The sequence below is a fragment of the Paraburkholderia sp. SSBN10T genome (assembly GCF_056619545.1).
The window spans coordinates 153,406-175,845 of record NZ_JBWQQI010000017.1 but is presented as its reverse complement, the minus strand read 5'-3'; the positions used below and the strand labels follow the sequence as shown (position 1 = coordinate 175,845).

The window sequence follows — 22,440 nt, the reverse complement described above, 5'->3', positions numbered from 1 at the left end:
CAGCCAAACCTGCTTCTTTACGAGCGCAGTACCCGGCGCCCGGTCTTACGTCTCGAACAGTTCTGCGCCGATATACGAACCCGGTTTGGCGCCCGGCGGGCAGGCGAACACCGCGCTGCCGACGTGCGTCGTGAACTGGTTCATCATGTCGAACTTCGAGAGCTTCTCGTTGATGGGGATAAAGCCGGTGCGCGGGTCGCCCTGGTAGGCAATGAAAATCAGGCCCGCGTCGTACTCGGTTTCCTGGCGCCATGGCGGCCAGCGCTCGATGTAGAAATTCGAGCCGTCGTTGTACGAGTACGAACGGCGCAGAATCTGTGCGCCGTTATTGGTTGCCTGGTTCGACAGCCGGACATGCGAGTTTTCCGGAATCACCGGATTGCCGTCCTTGTCCTGCGCGTCGAGATCGAGCGGATCGAACTCGTTCTTCTTGCCGATCGGCGCGCCGCTGTACTTGTGCCGGCCGAACACCTGTTCCTGGAAGTCGGCTTCGGTCATGTCCCAGTGTTCGAGCGTGATGCGGATGCGCCGCACGACGCTATACGAGCCGCCTTGCATCCACGGCGCGTCGGCGCCGTTGGCCCAGACGAACTGGTTCATCAACTCGGGCTTTTTCGTCGACGGGTTGTTGGTGCCGTCCTTGAAGCCCATCAGGTTGCGCGGCGTCTGGCCGCGCGGACCCGACACGAAGCCGGCCTGGCCCCAGCGCATCGTGGCGATGCCGTAGCTCTGGCGGACCAGTTGGCGCACGGCATGGAAGGCGACTTGCGCATCGTTCGCGCAGGCCTGGATGAACAGGTCGCCGCCGGTCTTTTCCGGCAGCAACTGGTCGCCGTTAAAGCGCGGCAGATCGACCAGCGCGGCGGGGCGGCGATTGGCGATGCCGTAGCGGTCCTTGCCGTCCGAGGCGAACAGGCCCGGGCCGAAGCCGAAGGTCACCGTCAGTCCGGCCGGGCCGAGGCCGAGCACGTCGCCCGAGTCAGGCGCGGCCTTGCCGTCGGGTCCGGGCAGCGCAGCGGCGGGCTGGCCCTGGGTCATGCGCGCGGCGGCGTCGGTCCAGCTGCGCAACAGGCCGATTACGTCTTCGCGCTTGGTCGTCGTGAGATCGAGCGCGGCAACGTAGATGTGCGACTGCGCCGGCGTGACGATGCCGGCCTGATGCTCGCCGAAGAACGGTTCGACGGCGAGGTACGGATCTTGATGCGGATTGTCGGCATGCGCCTGCGGCTTGCCGAGCGCGGCCTGGGCGACGCCGGTCGCGCCAAGGCTCGCGCCTGCAGCGACCGCCGCACCTCCCGCTTTCAGAAAGCCGCGCCGGGCAGGCCGCGTGGGGGGATTGTTATCGGTTGTCATGATTACTTCGCCAACACCAAAGTGTTTACGTCGTCTTGCACGTAGTAAAAGCCATCGCCCGCCGGCGTCATCACGATGCCGAACAGGTCGCCGTTACCCGGGGGCGACTGCGCCTTGTCGGTATCGATCCAGCGTGCGTAAATCTGCTTGCCGCTCGCCGGGTCGATCTCGACCACCTGGCCGTTCAGTGCGTTGGTCACCAGCAGGTGGCCGTTAGGCGCCGTGACCATCGCCAGCGGGCGGTGCAGCAGACCGTCGGCGGTGAGCTGGCGGCCAACGCCCGCGCTGGTATCGCGCGTCATCGGGTCTTCGATCACATTGACGCGGTTGCCGATGGCGTCCGAAACATACAGGAGTTTCTGGTCCGGCGACAGTGCCAGGCCGGTCGGCCCGACGAGGAACACGCCCTTGTCGGCCTGCGCGCCGTAGCCGCTCGCGACCACGGTTTCCTGCTTCACGACCGGCGGCTTGCCGTCGGGAATGTCGAGGTCGAGACGCAGCACGGTGGCCTGCTTGAACACCGGCGGGTCGCCTGCAGCCGAGCCGACGCCGAAGCCCGCATTGCTGACGAACAGCGTGGCGCTGTTGCCGTTGTCGACCACGGCCATGTTGCCCCAAGGGTCGTTGATGTTCTCGCTGTGGATGGTCGAGACGACCTTGCCCTGCGGATCCAGCACGATCAGGCAGCCCGCGCCCTTGGTGCCGGTCGTGCCGTCATTGCTCGGCGTGCTGCCGACGATGACCCAGCCCGACTTCAGCATGGTCATCGCGGTCGACAGGCCGATGCCACCCGGGCATTCCTTCAGGTCGCGCGGAATCGTTGCGAACAGCGACATCTGCCTGGTATCCGGGTGGTAATCCACGATGGTGCTGCCGGTGCCCTGCAGGTTGGTCGAGTTGTTGAAATTGTCGACCAGCACGTCGTCTTTCTTCACCGAGCCGGCCGAGACCGGCGCCACGACGATCGCGTACGGGTTCTGGTCGCCGTTGTCCGGCACCGTGTTGATGAGCGTGGTGTGTTTGTGCACCGTCTCGAGGAAACCTTGCGGATCGGCATACGCGGTGCCGGCCGCGACGAGAGCGGCGGCGCCTGCCGCTGCCATCAGTGCCCGCGCAGCGCGCGGCAAAGATTTGCGCTTGGGGTAATTCATGATTGAGCCTCCGTGCCTGCGCACAAAGCGGTGATTGCGGTCATGATCGAAAGCATGGTGTCCGGGTTATGAAAGCGGTCAGAACGTGATGTTGGTGCGCACGCCGACAACGAAGGTGTTGCGCAGCGGCTGGGTCGGATCGTTCGGGTTCTGCCCGGCGCCGGCGTTGAACGTGTATTGGGCGTCGGCTTGTAGTTGCCACCATGGGGTGACCTGATACTGATAGGTCGCCTCAAGCGTGGTTTCCTGGGTGCGCACGCCGTACGGACCGCCGCTGAAGGCGCGACTGTCCAGGTCGAGGTCCTGCACGCTCTTGCTGATCTTGATGTAGGTCAGTGCCAGACCCACGCTGTCGTTGTCGCGTCCGGCGAACGGCGCTTTCATCACCACGCCGAGGTTGGCGGAGAAGTCGACCAGGTTGCGGTCGCCAGGCGCGCCCATCACGCGTGCGAACACGTTGACGCTGCGCGGTTCGTCCGGATCGGGACGCCACACCATCTGGTCGGCCACCGCATAGAAGCTGTAGTCGCCGCGATGCTGCGCGGCAACGCCGGTCGATGCCGGGTTCGCCAGCGACAAACCGGTGTTGTCGTAGTGCTGGTCGGCGAAGCTGCCGGTGTTGTACCAGAAGCCGAGCTTGTAGACGCCGGGCAGGCCGGTGTTGCCTGCGCCGACCATCTGGCCGTCGCCCGGCTGGTTCAGCGCATACTGCAGCTCGCCGATATACAGCGCGCCGGTATGCAGGTTGAAATTCGTGCCGCTGATGTTGTTCGAATCGTTGCCGAGCGGGTCGCCGTCGAATACGCCCGCGAGCGCGGTCAATTGCGGCGTGATCTGGCCGCGCACGCGCACGCCGAGGTCGGCCAGCGGATAGGCGGGGCCGCCCGACGGCATGTCGTACGAGGGCAGCGCGGGCCAGCCGAACATCGTGTTGACGAACAGGCCGGCGCTCTGGCTGACCATGAACTCCTGGTCGATACTCTGCTGGCCGACCTTGATGTCCATCTTGTTGCCGAGCAGGGATTGCTGGTACCACAGTTCCCACAAACGGGTCGTGTCCTGCGCTTCGATGCCGCTCGCGGTGTTCAGCGTGCCGAGATTGTCCGCGCTCAGGTTCTGCCCGTGGATGTTCAGCGCGCTCACGTTGAAGAGGCCGCCCTGCAGGCCGAATGCCTTCTTCGTATCGACCTGGACCGTGGCCGTCGTCAGGCCGTCATAGGTGCCGCCGGTGTGCAGGCCGCCACGCAGGTTGTCCAGGTATTCGCTGGTCTCGGTGAGGGAGAAGGTGACGCCATATTTGCCGAGCCACGGACGCAGGCCGCCGATATCGCCGAGCAGGTTCCCACGGTTCCACACGCCGGTCCACTGGCTGGTGGGTTTTGCCTGAATGCTCAGGTCGGCTTCGGGCGTATCGTTCGGGGTGGCGTCGGGATTGGTCTCGGCCATCGCGGTGGCGGCCGTCAGCGACGCCCATGCGAATGCCGTATAAAGCGCCACGCTGCGAATCGAGGGCAGGCGTAGCGTGCGAGCGGCGCGACCGCGCGATGTGGCATTACCGGATGGACGCACGTTTGGCGCGAGTCCTTTGGACTGGGCGAACTTCATCGAAATCCTTATTGTGTTGTATCGACTGTCCCGGCTATCCACGTTCAATGGCGATAGCCGGGCTTCCCGTGTATTGCCGCAGCGGTTCGCGACGCCTCAAGCAGCAATGCCGAGATCGTACGCATACTGAATAAGTGCGTCAATACAAATGAGAACGATTCGCAACAATATTACTGAGGTGAAATTCTCAATATTACGTAAGCCGTTCTTTATCTGGATATTAGTTATGTAAAAGTAATTTAAATGAAAGTAAAAAGCATGCTGACGAGATGCGTTTTCTCGACTGTTACCCGTGGCAGCGAATCAGCGGTGAGCTTTTCCAGGAGGCTCGCGTGAGTCAGTTGTCTTGCCAGTCAAGGCGCATGCGGCAAATGAGTCGAACCCGCGCCGGGGCAATTGCAGTCGCTGACGTCCACGCGGAGCCAGGCGGTGCAGTTCGCGTCGAGTCACGGCATCAGCGCGCAGTCGATCGCCACCTCGGTGCTCAGGGGCGGCTTGTAAGCGCCGGCTATAAGCGCGGATACTGACGGGCAGCGCCTTGACCGGTCTTGACCGGATCGTGCGTGAGAGGCGCCGCGGCGATGATCGCAGGTGCTCCTGGAATTACTCACCTTTATATCCATGCCAAACGCACTCGACCTCGACCTGTATTTCACCCGCATCGGCTATCAAGGCCCGCGTGCCGCGACACTCGCGGTGCTAAGCGAACTGCATGCTTTGCATCCACTGGCGATTCCGTTCGAAAATCTCGACCCGTTGACCGGGCGCACCGTCTCGCTGGAGCTGCCGGCCATCGCGGACAAGCTGCTCGCCCGCCGCCGCGGGGGCTATTGCTTCGAGCAAAACGCGCTGTTTGCCCGCGTGCTGATGCAACTGGGGTTTCGCGTGACACCGCTGATCGCGCGCGTGTTGTGGGGTGCCGAGGCGGGTGCGGTGACTGCACGCACCCACATGGTGTTGCGCGTGGAGATCGACGACACGGCGTGGCTCGCCGACGTCGGTTTCGGCGGTGTGACGCTCACAGCGCCCTTGCGGCTCGAAGCGGGCTTGCCGCAACGCACGCCGCTGGAAACGTTTCGTCTCGCCGATGCGTCGCACGGCGCGCTCGACCTGGAGGTTCAAGCGGGCGATAGCTGGGCGAAGGCTTATCGCTTCGACCTGCAGCGCGTCGAATGGATCGACTATGAGGTGGCGAACTGGTACACGTCCGCCTGGCCGCAGTCGAAGTTCGTCAACCACCTGATTGTCTGCCGGGTCTTGCCGCATGGGCGCCTCGCACTGTTCAACCGGCGCCTGACGGAACGCGCCGCGAACGGCGCGATCGTCAGCGAGCGTGTGCTCGACGACGCCGGCGAGCTCGCGGCATGTCTTGGCGAGCGGTTCGGTCTGGCGGTGGGCGAGATCGATGTGCCGCGTCTCTTCGAGCGGCTACCGCGAGAGTAACGGGGCAAAGAGGCGACACCGAAACGGCACGAAAGGTACATTGACGTGTCCCTTGAACGATCAATCTTGCGGAGCCTGATGCGATGATCACGCGGCTTCTCGTGCAAATGACGGCCTGGCTCGTCTTCATGGCGGTCGTGCTGTTCGGTGCGGCAGGCACGCTCGATTGGGCGCGCGGCTGGTGGTTTCTGCTGGAACAGGCCGTGTTGGGTCTCTGGATCGGCCTGTGGCTTGCGCACTCCGATCCCGCGTTGCTGAGCGAGCGGCTAAAGTCGCCCGTTCAGCGACAACAGAGTCGCTGGGACCGCATCTTCATGGCCTGCACTGGCGTAGTCTGGGTCGGCTGGACGATCCTGATGGGGCTCGACGCGGGGCGCTTTCACTGGTCGGCTGTGCCGGTCTGGCTGAGCGTGGTCGGCGCACTCGTTATCCTTCTCTGCTACTACGCCTGCCTTCATGTGTTCCGCGCCAACAGCTTTGCGGCGCCGGTCGTCAAGATTCAGTCCGAGCGCGGTCACACGGTCAGTGACACCGGTCCCTACGCCTACGTTCGGCATCCAATGTACGGGGCCGCGATTCTGTTTCTCGTCGGTGAGCCGCTGTTGCTCGGCTCATGGTGGGGACTCGCCTGCGTGCCGCTGCTGATCGCCGGTCTCGGTTATCGCGCGGTGCAGGAGGAGCGCCTGCTCGCCGCGCAACTTGAAGGCTATGCCGGGTACGCGGCGCGGGTGCGCTACCGGTTCGTGCCTTATCTCTGGTAGCGGCGTTTCCTCTCGCAACCACGCCGCGAGGTCACTCCCCCCGCCTTCGTGCGACGCCCGCACGCCGTTGCACCGCCAAGGTGCGTCCCGCCTCGTTTCGCAAACCTGTCTAGACAAAATGCACCAAAGCAGCGTGCCGACGCGCTTCTTTCGGGTCTGCTCAAGTCTGCGAAATTCTTCTGAAAGCCTTGATATATAGGGCTTACCCGAAGATTTATGCGAAATCCCATAATTCTACTTGCGACGATTTTTTTACTCATGCAGACTTGTCTAGTCAATTTAGGCGAGTGAATAGATCGCTCGACTAGCTGGATGGTGTTCCCTCAATCAAAGGAGTTTCGACGTGAAGGTAAAGCGCACTACGTTGGCTAAAGCATTGATTGGCGCCGTCCTCGGCGCAGCGACCATTCTCTCGGCGCCGGTGCAGGCGAAAGAATGGAAATCGGTGACGATTGCGCTGGAAGGCGGCTATGCACCGTGGAATCTGACGCTGCCTGGCGGCAAGCTGGGCGGCTTCGAACCGGAACTCGTGGCGAATCTGTGCGCGCGTATCCAGTTGCAGTGCAACCTGGTCGCGCAAGACTGGGACGGCATGATTCCGGGCCTGCAGGCTGGCAAGTTCGATGTCCTGATGGACGCGATCTCGATCACGCCGGAACGTGAAAAGATCATCGCTTTCTCGCGTCCTTATGCCGCCACGCCGGCGAGCTTCGCCGTGACCGACACCAAGATCCTGCCGAAGGCCGGCCCGACCAGCGCCGTCCTCAAGCTGACGGGCGACCCGAAGACCGACCAGCCGACTGTCGACGTATTGCGTAAAGAACTGAAGGGCAAGACCATCGGCATCCAGTCGGGCACGGTCTATACCAAGTTCATCAACGACGGCTTCAAGGACGTCGCCACCATCCGCGTCTACAAGACCTCGCCCGAGCGCGACCTCGACCTGGCGAACGGCCGCATCGACGCCTCGTTCGACGACGTGACCTACTACGCCGCCAACACCGACAAGAAAGAGACCGCCTCGATCGTGATGGCCGGACCTAAGATCGGCGGTCCGATCTGGGGTCCGGGCGAAGGCCTCGCTTTCCGCAAGCAGGACGCCGACCTGAAGACGAAGTTCGACACCGCAATCGCCGCGGCGCTCGCCGACGGCACCGTGAAGAAGCTTTCCCAGAAGTGGTTCAAGACCGACGTCACGCCCTGAGCGATGCATGCGCGCGGCGGCTGTGCCGCCTCGCGCATGATGCCGTAACCGGTATGCAGTAACGGTGTGCCTGGCCGTGCGTCACGCGTCGCATGGCCAGGCGGACTGATCCAACGGAACAGACGAGGGGTAGGGTATGGCTCTGATCGGGATGCTCGGCTTCGGGCCGGATGGCTGGGGCGGCGTCGTGCTGCTGGCGGCCTTGATGACCGTCGCGCTGACGCTCGCGGCGCTTGCCGTCGGCGCGGTGTTCGGGGCACTGGTGGCGGCAGCCAAGCTGTCGCGCTTTCGCAGCTTGCGCGTCGTCGGCGATTTCTACACGACGGTGTTTCGCGGCGTGCCCGAACTGCTCGTGATCTACCTGTTCTATTTCGGCGGCTCGACGCTGGTGACGACGATCGGCCAGTGGTTCGGCGCCGACGGCTTCGTCGGCGTGCCGCCCTTCGTGATCGGCGCGCTCGCGGTGGGGATGATCTCCGGCGCTTATCAGGCCGAGGTTTACCGCGCGGCGGTGCTGGCGGTCTCGCGCGGCGAACTGGAAGCGGCCCGTTCGATCGGCATGTCTACGCTGACGATGGCGCGCCGCATTCTGATCCCGCAAGTGCTGCGCTTCGCGTTGCCGGGTATCGGCAACGTCTGGCAACTGAGCCTGAAGGACTCCGCACTGATTTCGGTCACAGGCCTGGCCGAGCTGCTGCGCGTGAGCCAGGTGGCGGCAGGCTCGACCCATCAATACTTCACCTTCTTCGTCGTGGGCGGCGCGCTGTATCTGCTGATGACAAGTATCTCCAACCGGGTCTTCAATCACGCGGAAGCGCGTGTGGGCCGGTCCTTCCGCCGCAATTTCGCGCGTAACTGACGAGGCATCCGGTCATCATGCATATCGACTTCGACTTTCTGCTCGACACGCTGCGCCAGTTGCTCGCCGCCGTGCCGACCACGCTGGGACTGTTCTTTTCCTCACTGGTGCTCGGCGGACTGCTGTCGCTCGTGATCGTCACGATGCGTATCTCACCGCACTGGCTGCCGAACCGCTTCGCGCGTGCCTACATCCTCGTGTTTCGCGGCTCGCCGCTTCTGATCCAGATGTTTCTCGTCTACTACGGGCTCGGCCAGTTCGGCGTGATCCGCGAGAGCTTCCTGTGGCCGGTGCTGCGCGAACCGTATATGTGCGCGGTGCTGTCGCTCGCGCTGTGTACCGCCGGGTATACCGCCGAGATCATCCGCGGCGGCTTGATGGCGGTGCCGGTCGGGCAGATCGAAGCGGGTTATTCGATCGGCCTGTCGGGCTTCGCGCTGCTGCGCCGCGTGATTGGACCGATTGCGCTGCGCCAGTGCCTGCCCGCGTATTCGACCGAAGCCGTGCTGCTGGTCAAGTCGACGGCGCTCGCGAGTCTCGTCACCGTGTGGGAAGTCACCGGCGTCGCACAGCAGATCATCCAGCAGACCTATCGCACTACTGAAGTGTTTATCTGCGCCGCGTTGATCTATCTGTTCCTGAATTTCGTCATCGTGCGCCTGCTGGGGTGGCTCGAAGTGCGTCTGTCGCGCCATCTGCGCGCGGCGCCCACCCAGCCCAAAGCGCGCCCGGTTTCCGCCACCACCGAAGCACGCCGGGCACATCGGGCCGCTCCCTGAACGGCCGCTCATCCTGGACAGTCTGGAGAATCACATGAACGCTACGGCACCCGTTGCATTGTCGGTCAAGAACATTCACAAGTCGTTCGGCGACCATCACGTTCTGAAGGGTATCTCGCTCGACGCGCATCAGGGCGACGTGATCTCGATCCTCGGCGCGAGCGGTTCCGGCAAGAGCACGTTTCTGCGCTGCCTGAACCTGCTGGAGACGCCCGACGACGGCTCGGTCGCGCTGGCCGGCGAAGAACTGAAAATGAAGCGCCGCGGCGACGGCAAGCTGCAACCGAGCGACCGCCGCCAGGTGGACCGCATCCGTTCGCAACTCGGCATGGTGTTCCAGAACTTCAACCTGTGGTCGCATATGACGGTCCTCGAGAATCTGCTCGAAGGTCCGATGCGCGTGCAAAAGCGCAGCCGCGCCGAAGCGGTCGAAGAGGCCGAAGCGCTGCTTGCCAAAGTGGGGCTGGCCGAAAAGCGCGGCCACTATCCGGCGCATCTGTCGGGCGGTCAGCAGCAGCGCGTGGCGATTGCGCGGGCGCTGGCGATGCACCCGAAGGTCATGCTGTTCGACGAGCCGACCTCGGCGCTCGACCCGGAACTGGTCGGCGAAGTGCTGCGCGTGATGCGCTCGCTGGCTGAGGAGGGCCGCACGATGCTGGTCGTCACTCATGAAATGGGCTTTGCGCGTCATGTGTCGAATCGCGTGATGTTCCTGCACCAGGGCGAAGTCGAAGCGGACGGCACGCCCGACGAGGTGTTCGGCGAGCTCAAATCCGAGCGCTTTAAACAGTTCGTTTCGAGCCACCATCACCGCACCACGAACTGAGCAACATCATGACCGTTATCATCCGTTCCGAACGTCCTCTCGACTGGCGTCAGATTGCGGCGGTGGCCGCGGGCACGCCACTCGAGCTTTCCGCCGATGCACGCGCACGCATCGCAGCGGCCCGCCTGCTGGTCGAACAGATCGTCGAGCGCGGGATTCGCGCCTATGGCGTGAACACCGGGGTGGGCGCACTGTGCGATGTGATTGTCTCGCCGTCCGAGCAGCGTAGCTTGTCGCGCAACATCCTGATGAGCCATGCAGTCGGCGTCGGCACGCCGCTCGGCAGCGCGGAAACCCGCGCGATCATGGCCGCTGCGCTCAACAATTTCGCCCATGGCCATTCGGGCATCCGGCTTGCCGTCGCCGAGCGGCTGGTCGCGCTGCTCGACGCCGATTGCCTGCCCGAGGTGCCGGCGTTCGGCTCGGTCGGTTATCTGAGCCATATGGCGCACATCGCGCTCGTCTGTATCGGCGAAGGCCATGCCCGTTATCGCGGCGAGCGCCTGAGCGGCCGCGAAGCGTTACAGCGCCTGGGGCTCGAGCCGCTCGTGCTCGAAGCGAAGGAGGGGCTCAGTCTCGTCAACGGTACGCCCTGCGTGACCGGGCTGGCGGCGCTCGCGCTGGCGCGCGCCGAGCGCCTGCTCGACTGGAGCGACGCGGTCGCGGCAATGAGCTTCGAAAACCTGCGCGGCCAACTGGCTGCATTCGACGCCGAGTCGTTGGCGTTACGGCTCTCGCCGGGCTTGACTGTGGTCGGCGCAAGAATGCGCGGCGCGCTGGCCGGCAGCGGCATCCTTGCGGCAGTGGTCGGCCAGCGCACGCAAGACCCGCTCAGCATGCGGACCATTCCCCACGTCCACGGCGCGGCCCGCGACGTGCTCAGCGCGACGGCCGAAGTCGTGAACCGCGAACTGGCGTCGATCACCGACAATCCGATCGTCGCCGGCACGCCCGAGGCGCCGCGCGTCTATTCACAGGCCCATGCGGTGGGCGCTTCGATCGCGCTGGCGATGGACAGCCTCGCCACCGCGATCGCACAGGTCGCGGCAATGGCCGAGCGGCGTCTGGACCGCCTCGTCAATCCGCTGGTGAGCGGCCTGCCGGCGTTCCTCGCCGAGCAGGGCGGCACCTGTTCCGGTTTCATGATTGCGCAGTACACGGCGGCTTCGCTGGTGGCGCAGAACCGGCGTCTCGCGATGCCTGCGAGCCTGGACGGCGGCATCACCTCCGCCCTGCAGGAGGACCATCTGTGCCACGCGACCCCCGCGGCGCTGAAGGCGCTGGAGATCGTCGACAATGCCGGCCGGATTGTCGCCATCGAACTACTGGCGGCTACCCAGGCTTACGACCTGCAGACGCTCGATGCGCCACGCGCGCCGTACACCGATTCGTTGTGGCAAAACGTGCGCAGGGCGGTGCCGAGCTATCGCGACGACCGGCCGCTCGCCGGGGACATGGCGCTGGCGTTCCGGATGATTGCCGATAGCGTGCCGCCGCCGCTGCCGAACCCTGGTATGATGCGGCCAGCAGTCGTCAGCGCCGGGGGAGATACCGGTCCTGCAGCGGCCGCCGGAGCGAGCCCTGCAGCACCACCCACTACGCCTGGCGTCGCCGCCTGCGATCTGCAATCGGCGGCATGACCGGGTCTATCGACCCGCCAGCCGGTTCGGCCGGCTTACCCGCCGGGCGCATTGGCGTATTGCGTACCACCCACGAGGTCGACGTGAATATGAATATAAACAACACGCCATTCGAAACTACCGAGGACCGCGCCGGCCACGCCGGCGAAGCGCCGACCAGGGAGCTAGCCAAGGAGCCGGTGAGGGAGCCGGCAAAGGCGACGCCCGCCTACGAGCAGATCAAACGCTATGTGGTCAAGCGGATCGCCGAAGGGGACTGGAAGCCGGGCGGACTGATTCCATCGGAGACCGAACTGGTCAAGGAATTCGGCGTGGCGCGCATGACCGTGTCGCGCGCGCTGCGCGAGCTGACTGCCGAGCGGGTACTCACGCGCGTGCAGGGCTCCGGCACCTTCGTCGCGCCGCAGCGCTATGAATCGACGGTACTGGAGATTCGCAACATCGCCGACGAGATCGCCGCGCGCGGCCACCGCCATATGGCCCACGTGCTGGCGCTTGAACCGAGCGAGGATCCGCAGGCGCTCGACGCGCTCGGTCTTGCCGCCGGGCCGGCGTTTCATTCGCGCATCGTGCACAGCGAAGAGGGCGAGCCGATCCAGTACGAGGACCGCTACGTCAATCCCACGGTATTCCCCGAGTATCTGCAACAGGACTTCACGGTCGAAACACCGAATCACTACATGGTGCGGCTGGCGCCGATCCAGCGTGCGGAGTTTCGCATCTACGCACAGAAGCCCGACGCGCATGTGCGCCGCCATTTGCGCATGGAGATCGGTGAGCCGTGTTTGCTGCTATGGCGCCGCACGTGGGTCGGCGAAGCGGTGGCGACCTCGGTGCAGTTGTGGCATCCCGCCTCGCGCTTTCATCTGGCGGGCAACGTCTGAGCGCGGCGCCGGCGGGCCGCTCGGCCCGCCATGCTCAACCTTGGCGCTGCGAGATGTCCGGCGTAAACCGGCAGCCCAGCCGGTAGCGCGAACCAGGATGCACGAAGCGGGCGAACGTCACCGCCACGCCGCTGGTCCATGTCCGGCGCACCAGCGTCAAACACGGCTCGTGCGCGCGGATTTCGAGTAATCCGGCTTCGGCTGCGCTCGGCAGCCCGGCATCGACGACGTGTTCGACATCGTGGGCCGGCACGACGTTATAGAGGTACTCGGACGGCCGGATTGCCGCGAAGTCCTGCTGCAGAAACTCCGGTGCAGTCGCCGGATTCACATAGCGGTCTTCGAGCTGCACCGGCAAGCCGTTTTCGCGGTGCACGCAGATCACATGAAACACCGAAGCGCCCGGCGCCAGACCCAACGCATTCGACACCACGACCGGCGCGGTCTCGCGTTGCTTAAGCAGTGTTTCGTAGCTGTATTCGTGGCCGCGCGAGCGGATCTCGTCGCCGATATGGGCGATCATCAGCAAGGTGGATTGCGGCTTGGCCTCGGCGACGAAAGTGCCTACCCCGGAGATCCGCGTCACCAGCCCTTCGCCGGCGAGTTCGCGCAGCGCCCGGTTGACGGTCATGCGCGACACGCCCAGTTCCGCCACGAGGTCCAGCTCCGACGGGATGCGGTCGCCGGGTTGCCGCGCGCCCGATTCGATGGTTCTGCGGATGTGACTCTTGACCTGTTCGTAGCGCGCGGTGGGATGGTCGGCAATGTCGAGCGCGCTGAGCGCAGCGCCGGTTGTCTCGCGGGACTTCTCGTCGGCAACCGCGCGGGCCGTGGCAGCACGCGTTGCCGGTCGGCGGGCCGTGCCGCGGACGGCGCGCGCGCTCATGCCGGGTCCGCTTCGTCGGCGCCCTGGGTCCAGAAGGCGTTACGATCGAAGTAATTCTGCAGGAACTGGCGCAGGCGCGGCTGGCCGGCATCGTGAAAGACTTCGCGCGGCTTGCCTGCCACGGCGATGCGGCCCTGATCGATAAAGACCACCTTGTCGGCCACTTGCGCGGCAAAGCCCATTTCATGCGTGACGACCGCCATCGTCATACCGTCGCGCGCCAGTTGCTTCATCACCTGCAACACCTCGCCGACCAGTTCGGGGTCGAGCGCCGAGGTGGGCTCGTCGAACAGCATGATGTGCGGCTCCATGGCGAGCGCCCGCGCAATCGCGACCCGTTGCTGCTGGCCGCCCGAAAGTTTCACCGGATACGCGTCGGCCTTGTGACCGAGGCCGACCGTTTCCAGCATCGCGTGCGCGCGGCGGCGCGCTTCGTCGCGCGACAGATGGCGCACCCGCAACAGCGCTTCCATCACGTTGCCGAGTGCGCTCATGTGCGGCCACAGATTGAACTGCTGGAACACCATGCCGACATTGCGCCGCACGCGGTTGATCTCGCCCTGCGGGGCGCGCACGCGGCGGCCGTTGCGCTCCGTGTAGCCGAGCAGTTCCCCTTCGATGCGCACGTCGCCCTGATCGTAGGTTTCGAGCGCGGCGAGACAGCGCAGCAGCGTGCTTTTGCCGGAGCCCGACGGCCCGATGATGCAGACCACTTCGGAGCGGGCGATCTGCAGATCGACGCCGCGCAGCACCTCGGTCTCGCCAAAGCGCTTGCGCAGGTCGCGTACCTCGATCAGCGGCGCGCTGCGGTCCGGGGCTGCTGCGGCAGGGGTGGGTTCGGAAGTCGGCATGTCGGCAAGGGCGTTCATCGATAGGTCCGGAATCTGTTCATGCCATGAAGCGCGCGATACGGGCCTCGGCCCACATGCCGGCACGCGAGGTGAGTTCGACGAGCGCGAGATAACAGACGCACAGCGCCAGCAGCGTCTCGACGAAGGCGAAGGTGGCCGAGCCGATGCCGGTCAGCACGAAGGTCAGTTCGGGCACGGTGACGATCGACAGCACGGCCGTCTCCTTGCTGAGCACGATGATCAGGTTGGTCAGCGCGGGGACGATCAGCACCAGCATCTGCGGCACCTGGATGCGCAGCACCGCTTGCCAGCGCGACAGGCCGAGACAGGACGCCGCTTCGAGATGGCCGGGCGGCACCGACTGGAAGCCGGAGCGGAACGCCTCGGCAAAATAGGCGCTGCCGTACAGGCCCAGGCCGAGGATGCCGGCGGTCATCGGTTCGAGCGTGAGGCCGAACGAAGGGCCGCCGTAGTAAAGCAGGAATAGCTGCACGAGAAACGGCGTGCCGCGAAACAGTTCGATATAAAAGCGCAGCAGCCCCCGCACCCAGCGTCCGCAAAAGAGTTGCAGCACCGCAATCAGAAAACCGATCAGCATGCCGATGGCGACACCGGCCGCCCACGTGCCGATGGTCGTCGCGAGACCCGCCGCAATCGGCTGCAGGTTGTGAGTGATGACGGTGGGATCGAATTGCTGCATGACTGGGGACTCGGCTTGCGCGCTCAGGCTTGCTGCAAACGGTGTTCGGCGCCGTGCGCGACGAGCGCGAGCGTGCCGCAGATGACGAAATAGATCAGCCCGGCGGCGAAGTACGCTTCGAGCGGACGATAGGTGCTGGCGGCGATGTTCTGCGCGGTGCGGGTCAATTCCGCCACGCCGACCACCGAGATCAGCGACGAAGCCTTGATCAGCAGCACCATTTCGTTGACGAGCGAGGGTAGCGTGAGCCGGAAGGCTTGCGGCACCTGGATGCGGCGCAACATGTCGAACGGCGACATGCCGAGCATGCGCGCGGCCTCGATGTGCCCCGGCGGAATGCTCAGAAAGCCGCCGCGCAGAATCTCGGCGATATACGACGCCGAGCACAGCGACACGGCGCTGATGGCCGCAACGAGCGGCGAGACGTTGATGCCGACGAACGGCAACAGGTAATACACGAGCAGCAGTTGCACGAGCATCGGCACGCCGCGAAAGAAGAACACATACGCGCCGCCGAACAGGCGCGCGGCGCGATGCGCCGAGAGCCGTGCCGAGCACACGCCGATCGCCACAAAGAAACCGATCATGAGCCCGGTGAGCGAAATGCCGACCGTCGCCATGGCCGCGTGCAGCAGCAAGGGCAGACCCTGCAGAAAGACCGTCAGGCTGAACATGTGTCGGGCACCCGCTGGAAGACAGGGCAACGCGCGGCAGCGCAGCGTCGCGCCGGCCGCACGCTGCTTAACGCATCAGTAGTTCGGGGTAGGCATGGTGGTCGGCGCGTCCATCGCGACGCCGAACCACTTCTTCTGCAAGGCGGCCAGACGCCCGTCGTTGTGCATCTTGACCAACGCGGCGTTGAACGCATCGTCGAGCGACTGGCTGTCCGGGTCCTTGCGCATGCAATAAGCGAAGTACACCTTGGCGCCGAACGGCGGCTGCACCACAGCGAAGGTGTCGGGCCGCTGCTTCGCCACATAGGCGATGTTCGTCATCGAGTTGGCGACCGCGGCGATACGGCCGGCGGCGAGGTCGGCATAGGCCTGGTTGTTGTCGACGTATTCGCGCACTTCAGGCGGCTTCGGCAGCGTGGCGATATACGACTTCAACTGGTCGAGCTGGGCCGAGCCCTTGCCCGCGCCGACCGTCTTGCCGGAGATATCCGAGGATTGCTTGAGCGAAGTGTCGCCGGCGCGTTTGAGCAGTGCGTCGGTGGCGTCTGCGATCGGCAGCGTGTAGGTGTAGCGCTCCATGCGCGCCTTGGTCACCGTCAGCGGGCCGCCGACCATGTCGAACTTGCCGGCTTCGAGACCCGGCAGCACACTCGGCCAGGGCAGGTCGATGAAGCGCACCTTCACGCCCAGTTCCTTGCCGACCTCGGCGAACAGGTCCTTGTTGAAACCGGCCTGTTGCCCATTGTCGAGGAAGTCGAACGGCGCGAACTGCATCTCGGTGCCGACCACCAGTTCGCCCGCCTGCTTGACCTTGGCAAGCTGATCCGCGTGCGCCGCGAGGCTCGCCGTGCACAACGCCAACATCACTAAACGACACTTCCAGCCTGCAAGGATGCTCATACGATTCTCCGGTTGGCAAAGCGGTGTCGCGCGGGATCAAGCCGGGGCGCGAGGTATGCGAGGCAGTATATACCGCGGTTTTTGCGCAAAATAAATAATCGTGTTGTGCGCTGCAAGGCGCAAGGCCCGCGCTCGATCGTGCACTGAAACGCTGCTTGCGAAGGGGCTTTTGGCGGTATATACAACTGGGGAAACTGGGAACACGCGCCGGCCGCTGCGTATTTCGCAAGGTGTTCGAAGTATCGGCGGCGCGCGCATTCGTCAGCTCATTTATCTGTCTTATCTGCTTTGCCTTTCAGGAGCATTGCAATGCCGCCGGTTACCCGCATTCCGCTCATCGACCTTGCCGGCGTGCGTGCCGGCGATCCCGCCGCCATGGCGCGGGTCGGCCGCGAGATTCACGACGCCTGCACGACGATCGGCTTTTTCTACATCGTCAACCACGGTGTGCCGCAGGCGCTCATCGACGCTGCCGAGCAGGCGGCCCGTAGGTTCTTCGCGTTTCCGGTGGAGACCAAACGGCGCGCGGCAGTGAATCAGCGACATCGCGGCTTCAATGCGTTGGGCGACGCCACCATGTATCAGGCGAAACGTCCTGACTACAAGGAGTTTTTCAGCGTCGGCCTGGAGTTGCCCGAGGACGACCCGGATGTGCTCGCGGGCCAGGCCTTGCGCGGGCCGAACAACTGGCCGGATTTCATGCCGGAATTGCGCCCGGCGCTCTACGGTTACTACGAGGCGGTGGCCTTGTGCGGCGCCGATCTGCTGCGCGCGGTGGCGGCTGGCCTCGGCGTCGATGAGCAGTTCTTCGCGCCGCGCTATACCAAGCGGATGCAGCGCACCCAGATGGTCTACTACCCGCCGCAGCCGCCGCAATCGGATGCCGACCAGTTCGGCGTCGCACCGCATACCGATTATGGGTGCATCACGCTGCTGTGGCAGGATCAGGTGGGCGGCCTGCAGGTGCGCGAGATCGCCAACGATACGTGGGTCGAAGCGCCGCCCATCCCTGGCAGCTTTGTCGTCAACGTCGGCGATCTGCTCGCGCGCTGGACCAATGACCGCTTTCGCTCGACGCTGCACCGCGTCATCAACGCGTCGGGCCGCGAGCGCTATTCGATCGCGACGTTCTATGATCCGACCTATGGCGCGCTGGTCGATCCGCGCGAGCTCGGCGCCAGCGAGGCGGAACTCAAATATCAACCGGTCGCGGCGGGCGACTACATTCTTGGCCGTATCAACGATTCCATGGGTTACCGAAAGAAGCAGGCGGCGCAGGGGACGGCGGCATGACGAGTGCTGCTTCCGTTGCGTTTGCCACGACGCTCGCGGCCCTGCGCGAGGCGCTGGGCGATGATGCGGTGCGCGTCGGCGCACAGATCGGCGAGCGCTCGATGACCGACTGGACGCGTCACGAGCCGACGCGCGCAGCGGCCTTGCTGCTGCCGCGCACGACCGCGCAGGTGGCGCAGGCGCTGGCGATCTGCCACGCCGCGCATCAGCCGGTAGTGCCGCAGGGCGGCATGACCGGTCTCGCGGGCGGGGCGATTCCGCGCGCTGCCGATATCGCCTTGTCGCTCGAACGGCTGAGCGGCATCGAGGAAATCGACCCAGCCTCTGCAACGATGACGGTACGCGCCGGCACCACTTTGCAGAGCGCCCAGGAGGCGGCCACGCAAGCGGGTTTCGAACTCGCGCTCGATCTTGGCGCACGCGGCTCATGCCAGATTGGCGGCAACCTCGCCACCAACGCGGGCGGCAATCGCGTCATCCAGTCGGGTACGGCGCGTGACCAGGTGCTCGGCCTGGAAGTGGTGCTGGCCAACGGCGCCGTCTTGAGTTCGCTTGGCAAGATGGTCAAGAACAATACCGGCTACGACCTGAAGCACTGGTTTATCGGCTCGGAAGGCACGCTCGGGGTGATCACGCGCGCCGTGTTGCGCCTGCATCCGCCGCGCGCCGCCCGGCACACGGCGCTGGTCGCGCTCGACCACTACGATGCCGCGGTCGGCCTGCTGCGGCGGCTGGCGACGCGCTTCGGCAACGACATCGGCGCGTTCGAAATCATGTGGCCGGACTTCTACGATTTCGGCGTCGCGCTGACCGGCACGCGTTCGCCGTTCGGCGAAGCGCATCCGCTGTACGCGTTGATCGAACACGCCAGCTTCGATGCAGCCGATGACGGCGAACGCTTCGCCGCCGCATTGACCGACGCGCTCGGCGCGCATGCCATCCGCGATGCGGTGATCGCGCAATCGCTCGCTGATGCGCGGGCCCTATGGGCAGTGCGCGAATGCACCGCCGAGTTTCCGGTGCGGCTCGACCCGATCAACTTCGATGTGAGTTTGCCGATCGGGGAGATCGGCACGTTTGTCGAGCGCTGCCGCGCCGCGCTCGATCGTCAATGGCCGGGAAACCGCTCGTATTTCTTCGGCCATATCGGCGATTCGAATCTGCACCTTACCGTGGATGGGCATTCGGTGCCCGGCGTCGAGCATCACGCCGTGTATGCGTTCGTCTACGAGATGCTCGGACCGCTGCACGGTTCGGTTTCGGCGGAGCACGGCATCGGTTTGCTCAAGCGCGAGTTCTTGCCGATCTCGCGCTCACGCGAGGAACTGGCCGCGATGGCCGCGATCAAGCAGGCGCTCGACCCGCATGGGATTCTGAATCCGGGCAAGCTCTTCTAACGAACTGGGGCAACTGGGCTGCCCCCAGCTTATTGCGCGCTCGGCGAGGCGTTCCCGGGCATGGGTTCGGCCGTGTGGCGCAGCAGCTCGTTGGCGTAGCGCCGGAACATCCATGCCAGGGTCGCGGCTGACAGCACGGCTATCACGGCCTGGAACAGCGCTTGCACCAGCGCAAGCGGGACCGACTCCTGCGGATTGGCGAGCGGCAGACGCGCGATGACCAGCCAGACCACGAACTCGATGACGAGGAGCGGCAGATAAACGACCACTCCCACGCCCATGATGCTCCAGAAATGACCGCGCGTGTCGTTCCACGCGGCGCGTAACTTCAGGCTGCTGCCGAGCGCAATGGCCGGGTAGAGCAGGCTCAGACGAACGACCGAAAACAGGTACACGCCACACACGAGTATGGCGACGGCGGCCGTCATTTTCGGAACCAGACGGGAGAGCATCACGAACGCCAACGCCAATATGCCTATCGCCATCGCGAGGCCGAGCCAGAACAGCGAGCGGACTAGCGGCCTGCCATTGAGCGGCACGAGCGGTTGTGTGCCTTCTCCCAGCAGCACGAAGCGGCTGACCTTGATGATGAGCGAGCTATAGGCGAAGAACTGCAGAAACATCAGTGCCAGCCGGATGAACGCGTGACCGAGTACCGTTGACGGAGTGGCCTCGGCGGCTTCGAGTGCGGTTTGCTGGAACGAACCGAGCAGCAGGATGACGCAGGTGAAGACGGCGCACGTTCCGATGATCAGGCCGGGCATCCGCATGATGGCCTGTGCGGCGCTGATCCAGGTTTTCTTGACGCAGGTGCCGAAGCTCAGTTCTTCCATAGGGTGCTTTGTAATTGTCGAAAGGGGGTAAGGGGCATGGCGGATCGAATGGTCGGATCATAAACCAGTCAGCAACATCGCGAATTCGTTTTCCGGCACCGGCGTTGAAAACAGGTAACCCTGCCCATAATCGCATCCCACCGAGGTCAGCAGCTCGAGCTGCTCCTGCGTTTCGATCCCTTCGGCCACTACCTTGATGCCGAGCTTGTGCGCCATGACGATAATCGCTTCGACAATCGCACGGTCGCCCGGATCGCTGGCCATGTCGCGCACAAAAGAATGGTCGATCTTGAGGTAGTCGATCTCAAAGCGCTTAAGGTAGGCCATGGCGGAATAGCCGGTCCCAAAATCGTCGAGCGAGATCTGGATGCCCGCCGCCCGGAGCTTGCGCAATTTCTCGAGTACTTCCGGATGTTCGTCCAGCAGCAGTCCCTCGGTGATTTCAATCCCGATGCATTCGGCAGGTAGATCGGCCTGTTGAAGGTGCTCGACCCAGGCCTCGTGTGTGCTGCCGGTCAGGAACTGGCGCGGCGACTTGTTAATGCTGATCTGCAGCAGGGGGCCTGGGTGACCGTCACTACCGTCGCGAGTCAGTGCGGCGAAGCGCTTCGCCGCACTGACTGCCTGTGTGAATACCCAGTCGCCGATCTCATTGATCAGGCCGAGGTCTTCCGCAACGGGGATGAATTGCGCCGGACTCACCATGCCGCGCCGCGGATGGTGCCAGCGCAGCAGCGCCTCGGCCTTGACGATGCGGCCGCTCGTCAGATCGAGGATCGGCTGGTAGTAAACCTCGAGCTGGTGCAGTGCGACCGCCTGGCGCAAGTCATGGCCGATCTGCAGCCTGTCCATCGCCGCAGCCTGCAGCGCGGGCATGAAATAGCTGAGGCGGTTCTTGCCATTGAGCTTCGCGTGGTACATCGCCTGGTCGGCGCTGGTCAGCAGCGTATCGAGATCTCGCGCATCTGTGGGATAAAACGCGATGCCGACGCTAGCCGAAACATAGGCGACCTCGACGCCGAGATGGAACGGCTGCTCCAGCGCATGGATAATCGAGCGTGCCACCTGGCCGACATGCGCCGCTTTGGTGGTGTCCGGCAGGATGACTGCAAACTCGTCGCCGCCCGTTCGTGCCACGACATCGGATTCACCCAGGCAAGCGGTGATGCGGCTGGCCACCGTCACCAGCAGCTCGTCGCCGCTGCGGTGGCCGAACGTGTCGTTGACTGCCTTGAAGCTGTCCAGATCAATGAGCAGCAGGGCGATTGATTCGCCCGAGCGGTTCGCCTCTTCCATTTTCTGTTGCAGCCGGTCGAGAAACAGGCGGCGGTTGGGCAGTTGCGTCAACTGGTCGTGATTGGCCTCGCGCCAGATGGCCTGTTCGCTGCGTTTGCGTTCGGTGATATCGAGGATGACCCCGACCAGACCGCCCAGACTGCCATCGGATTTGTCGAAGGTCGCCTTGTAGAACACCACGTCCCTGCGACTGCCGTCGGCGGTTTTCACCAATGCCTCGTAAGTCTGCACGCCGGGATTGTCAAACAGGAGCTTGTCAGCGGCAGCGTAGCGCTCCGCCAGTTCGCTCGGCGACAGATCGAAGACCGACATGCCGATGATGTCGTGACGGGGGCTGCCGAGATATTGCTCGAACGCGCGGTTACAGCCCAGATAGCGGCCGTGCTCGTCCTTGTAGAACACCGGATTGGGGATGGCGTCGACGAGCTGGGTCGTGAAGTAAAGTTGCTCCTGCACCTCAAGTTCGGCTCTGTGACGATCCGTGTTGTCGATCATCAGCCCGATCAGCGACACGCGTCCTTCAAGTCTCGTAGAGGTGCAGAACAGCTCGACGAATACCCTGCCGCCATCCTTGCGCAGGCCTTCAAACGAGTAGCGGCAATTGCCGGTGTCGTGCTGGACGCACCGCTCGATTTCCTGCCTGGCAAGCGGACGATATTCGGGCGCGGTCAGATCGTATAAACCCATCCCGGCACACAGTTCTTCCCGGGTGTAACCGAACAGGTTTGCGAGCCGTGGGTTGACGTAGCGCAAACGCCCATCCCGGATAACGCAGACGCCAACCAGGTCGTTATCCAATAAGCGGGGAAACAAGCCGCAAGCCTCGCGCCCGAGGTCCTGGAGCAACGGATCGAGCTGTAAATCCGGCGCTCTCTCACTGTCTCTTGCGGCCTCCTCGCCTGACGGTTCGGTCCACCGGGAGGCGTTGTCGTGCTCGGCATCGGCAGGGTCAGGAGCGTTCTGCTGTTCCGGGTAAAAACGTACTCTTCTGGCTGTCATTGCGGTTCGTTCGCGATATCGTTGGCGGTCATCAGGCGACCCGTCGTATCAATACCGCGATGCCATCGCGCTTGTTTCAGCCCGCCCTAAACGTATTATCGGCCAT

General features: G+C 64.2%; 20 protein-coding genes. 10 read left to right on the top strand and 10 right to left on the bottom strand.

Going from position 1 to position 22,440, the window contains the following annotated elements; translation table 11 throughout:
- Window positions 1–45: 45 nt before the first annotated feature.
- The 3 genes from efeB to AC1ECK_RS24670 form a co-directional block, all read right to left on the bottom strand.
- Entirely contained in the window at window positions 46–1,353 is a 1,308-nt protein-coding gene (gene efeB / locus AC1ECK_RS24680) for an iron uptake transporter deferrochelatase/peroxidase subunit (RefSeq protein WP_480323725.1), read from the bottom strand.
- 2 nt (window positions 1,354–1,355) lie between these two features.
- Window positions 1,356–2,504: an SMP-30/gluconolactonase/LRE family protein gene (locus tag AC1ECK_RS24675; RefSeq protein WP_480323723.1), complete on the bottom strand. Its 1,149-nt coding sequence runs from the start codon at window positions 2,502–2,504 to the stop codon at window positions 1,356–1,358.
- A 78-nt stretch (window positions 2,505–2,582) separates the two neighbouring features.
- Complete coding sequence (locus AC1ECK_RS24670) at window positions 2,583–4,109, bottom strand: carbohydrate porin (RefSeq protein WP_480323721.1); 1,527 nt, start codon at window positions 4,107–4,109, stop codon at window positions 2,583–2,585.
- Between the two features lie 621 nt (window positions 4,110–4,730).
- Here AC1ECK_RS24670 and AC1ECK_RS24665 point away from each other — a divergent pair.
- The 8 genes from AC1ECK_RS24665 (at window position 4,731) to hutC (AC1ECK_RS24630) (ending at window position 12,505) form a co-directional block, all read left to right on the top strand.
- On the top strand, window positions 4,731–5,552 hold the full coding sequence (locus AC1ECK_RS24665; RefSeq protein WP_480323719.1) for an arylamine N-acetyltransferase family protein: 822 nt from the start codon (window positions 4,731–4,733) through the stop codon (window positions 5,550–5,552).
- Window positions 5,553–5,635: 83 nt separating this feature from the next.
- Complete coding sequence (locus AC1ECK_RS24660) at window positions 5,636–6,313, top strand: methyltransferase family protein (protein WP_480323717.1); 678 nt, start codon at window positions 5,636–5,638, stop codon at window positions 6,311–6,313.
- Window positions 6,314–6,656: 343 nt separating this feature from the next.
- Window positions 6,657–7,517 (top strand): transporter substrate-binding domain-containing protein, encoded by an 861-nt coding sequence (locus tag AC1ECK_RS24655; RefSeq protein ID WP_480323715.1) that lies wholly within the window; start codon window positions 6,657–6,659, stop codon window positions 7,515–7,517.
- 136 nt (window positions 7,518–7,653) lie between these two features.
- Window positions 7,654–8,376, top strand: coding sequence for an ABC transporter permease (locus tag AC1ECK_RS24650; protein WP_480323713.1), 723 nt, complete (start codon window positions 7,654–7,656; stop codon window positions 8,374–8,376).
- Between the two features lie 17 nt (window positions 8,377–8,393).
- Window positions 8,394–9,155: an ABC transporter permease gene (locus AC1ECK_RS24645; protein WP_480323711.1), complete on the top strand. Its 762-nt coding sequence runs from the start codon at window positions 8,394–8,396 to the stop codon at window positions 9,153–9,155.
- A 34-nt stretch (window positions 9,156–9,189) separates the two neighbouring features.
- The gene (locus tag AC1ECK_RS24640) at window positions 9,190–9,981 is read left to right on the top strand and encodes an ABC transporter ATP-binding protein (protein ID WP_480323709.1); all 792 of its coding nucleotides are present in this window, start codon (window positions 9,190–9,192) and stop codon (window positions 9,979–9,981) included.
- Window positions 9,982–9,989: 8 nt separating this feature from the next.
- The gene (locus AC1ECK_RS24635; RefSeq protein WP_480323707.1) at window positions 9,990–11,621 is read left to right on the top strand and encodes an HAL/PAL/TAL family ammonia-lyase; all 1,632 of its coding nucleotides are present in this window, start codon (window positions 9,990–9,992) and stop codon (window positions 11,619–11,621) included.
- An 89-nt stretch (window positions 11,622–11,710) separates the two neighbouring features.
- Window positions 11,711–12,505 carry a histidine utilization repressor gene (hutC, locus tag AC1ECK_RS24630; RefSeq protein ID WP_480323787.1) on the top strand — a complete coding sequence of 265 codons (795 nt, stop codon included), beginning with the start codon at window positions 11,711–11,713 and terminating at the stop codon, window positions 12,503–12,505.
- 34 nt (window positions 12,506–12,539) lie between these two features.
- Here hutC (AC1ECK_RS24630) and hutC (AC1ECK_RS24625) read toward each other — a convergent pair whose 3' ends face one another.
- From hutC (AC1ECK_RS24625) to AC1ECK_RS24605, 5 genes are all read right to left on the bottom strand, one after another.
- Window positions 12,540–13,391 carry a histidine utilization repressor gene (gene hutC / locus AC1ECK_RS24625; RefSeq protein ID WP_480323705.1) on the bottom strand — a complete coding sequence of 284 codons (852 nt, stop codon included), beginning with the start codon at window positions 13,389–13,391 and terminating at the stop codon, window positions 12,540–12,542.
- Window positions 13,388–14,260 (bottom strand): amino acid ABC transporter ATP-binding protein, encoded by an 873-nt coding sequence (locus AC1ECK_RS24620; RefSeq protein ID WP_480323703.1) that lies wholly within the window; start codon window positions 14,258–14,260, stop codon window positions 13,388–13,390. Before AC1ECK_RS24620 ends, hutC (AC1ECK_RS24625) begins: the two co-directional genes overlap by 4 nt.
- A gap of 19 nt (window positions 14,261–14,279) precedes the next feature.
- Window positions 14,280–14,942 carry an amino acid ABC transporter permease gene (locus AC1ECK_RS24615; RefSeq protein WP_480323701.1) on the bottom strand — a complete coding sequence of 221 codons (663 nt, stop codon included), beginning with the start codon at window positions 14,940–14,942 and terminating at the stop codon, window positions 14,280–14,282.
- Window positions 14,943–14,965: 23 nt separating this feature from the next.
- A complete protein-coding gene (locus tag AC1ECK_RS24610; RefSeq protein WP_480323699.1) occupies window positions 14,966–15,616 on the bottom strand; it encodes an amino acid ABC transporter permease in 651 nt (216 codons plus the stop codon).
- A gap of 75 nt (window positions 15,617–15,691) precedes the next feature.
- Window positions 15,692–16,516 (bottom strand): transporter substrate-binding domain-containing protein, encoded by an 825-nt coding sequence (locus AC1ECK_RS24605; RefSeq protein ID WP_480323697.1) that lies wholly within the window; start codon window positions 16,514–16,516, stop codon window positions 15,692–15,694.
- A 309-nt stretch (window positions 16,517–16,825) separates the two neighbouring features.
- On the opposite strand from AC1ECK_RS24605, the gene AC1ECK_RS24600 reads away from it, so the two are divergent.
- Complete coding sequence (locus AC1ECK_RS24600; RefSeq protein WP_480323695.1) at window positions 16,826–17,809, top strand: isopenicillin N synthase family dioxygenase; 984 nt, start codon at window positions 16,826–16,828, stop codon at window positions 17,807–17,809.
- Window positions 17,806–19,206, top strand: a complete 1,401-nt coding sequence (locus AC1ECK_RS24595; RefSeq protein WP_480323693.1) for an FAD-binding oxidoreductase — start codon at window positions 17,806–17,808, stop codon at window positions 19,204–19,206. The genes AC1ECK_RS24600 and AC1ECK_RS24595 overlap by 4 nt, the downstream gene beginning before the upstream one ends.
- Window positions 19,207–19,235: 29 nt before the next feature.
- Here AC1ECK_RS24595 and AC1ECK_RS24590 read toward each other — a convergent pair whose 3' ends face one another.
- A complete protein-coding gene (locus AC1ECK_RS24590) occupies window positions 19,236–20,039 on the bottom strand; it encodes a hypothetical protein (RefSeq protein ID WP_480323691.1) in 804 nt (267 codons plus the stop codon).
- Window positions 20,040–20,096: 57 nt separating this feature from the next.
- Complete coding sequence (locus tag AC1ECK_RS24585) at window positions 20,097–22,334, bottom strand: putative bifunctional diguanylate cyclase/phosphodiesterase (protein WP_480323689.1); 2,238 nt, start codon at window positions 22,332–22,334, stop codon at window positions 20,097–20,099.
- Window positions 22,335–22,440: the final 106 nt, after the last annotated feature.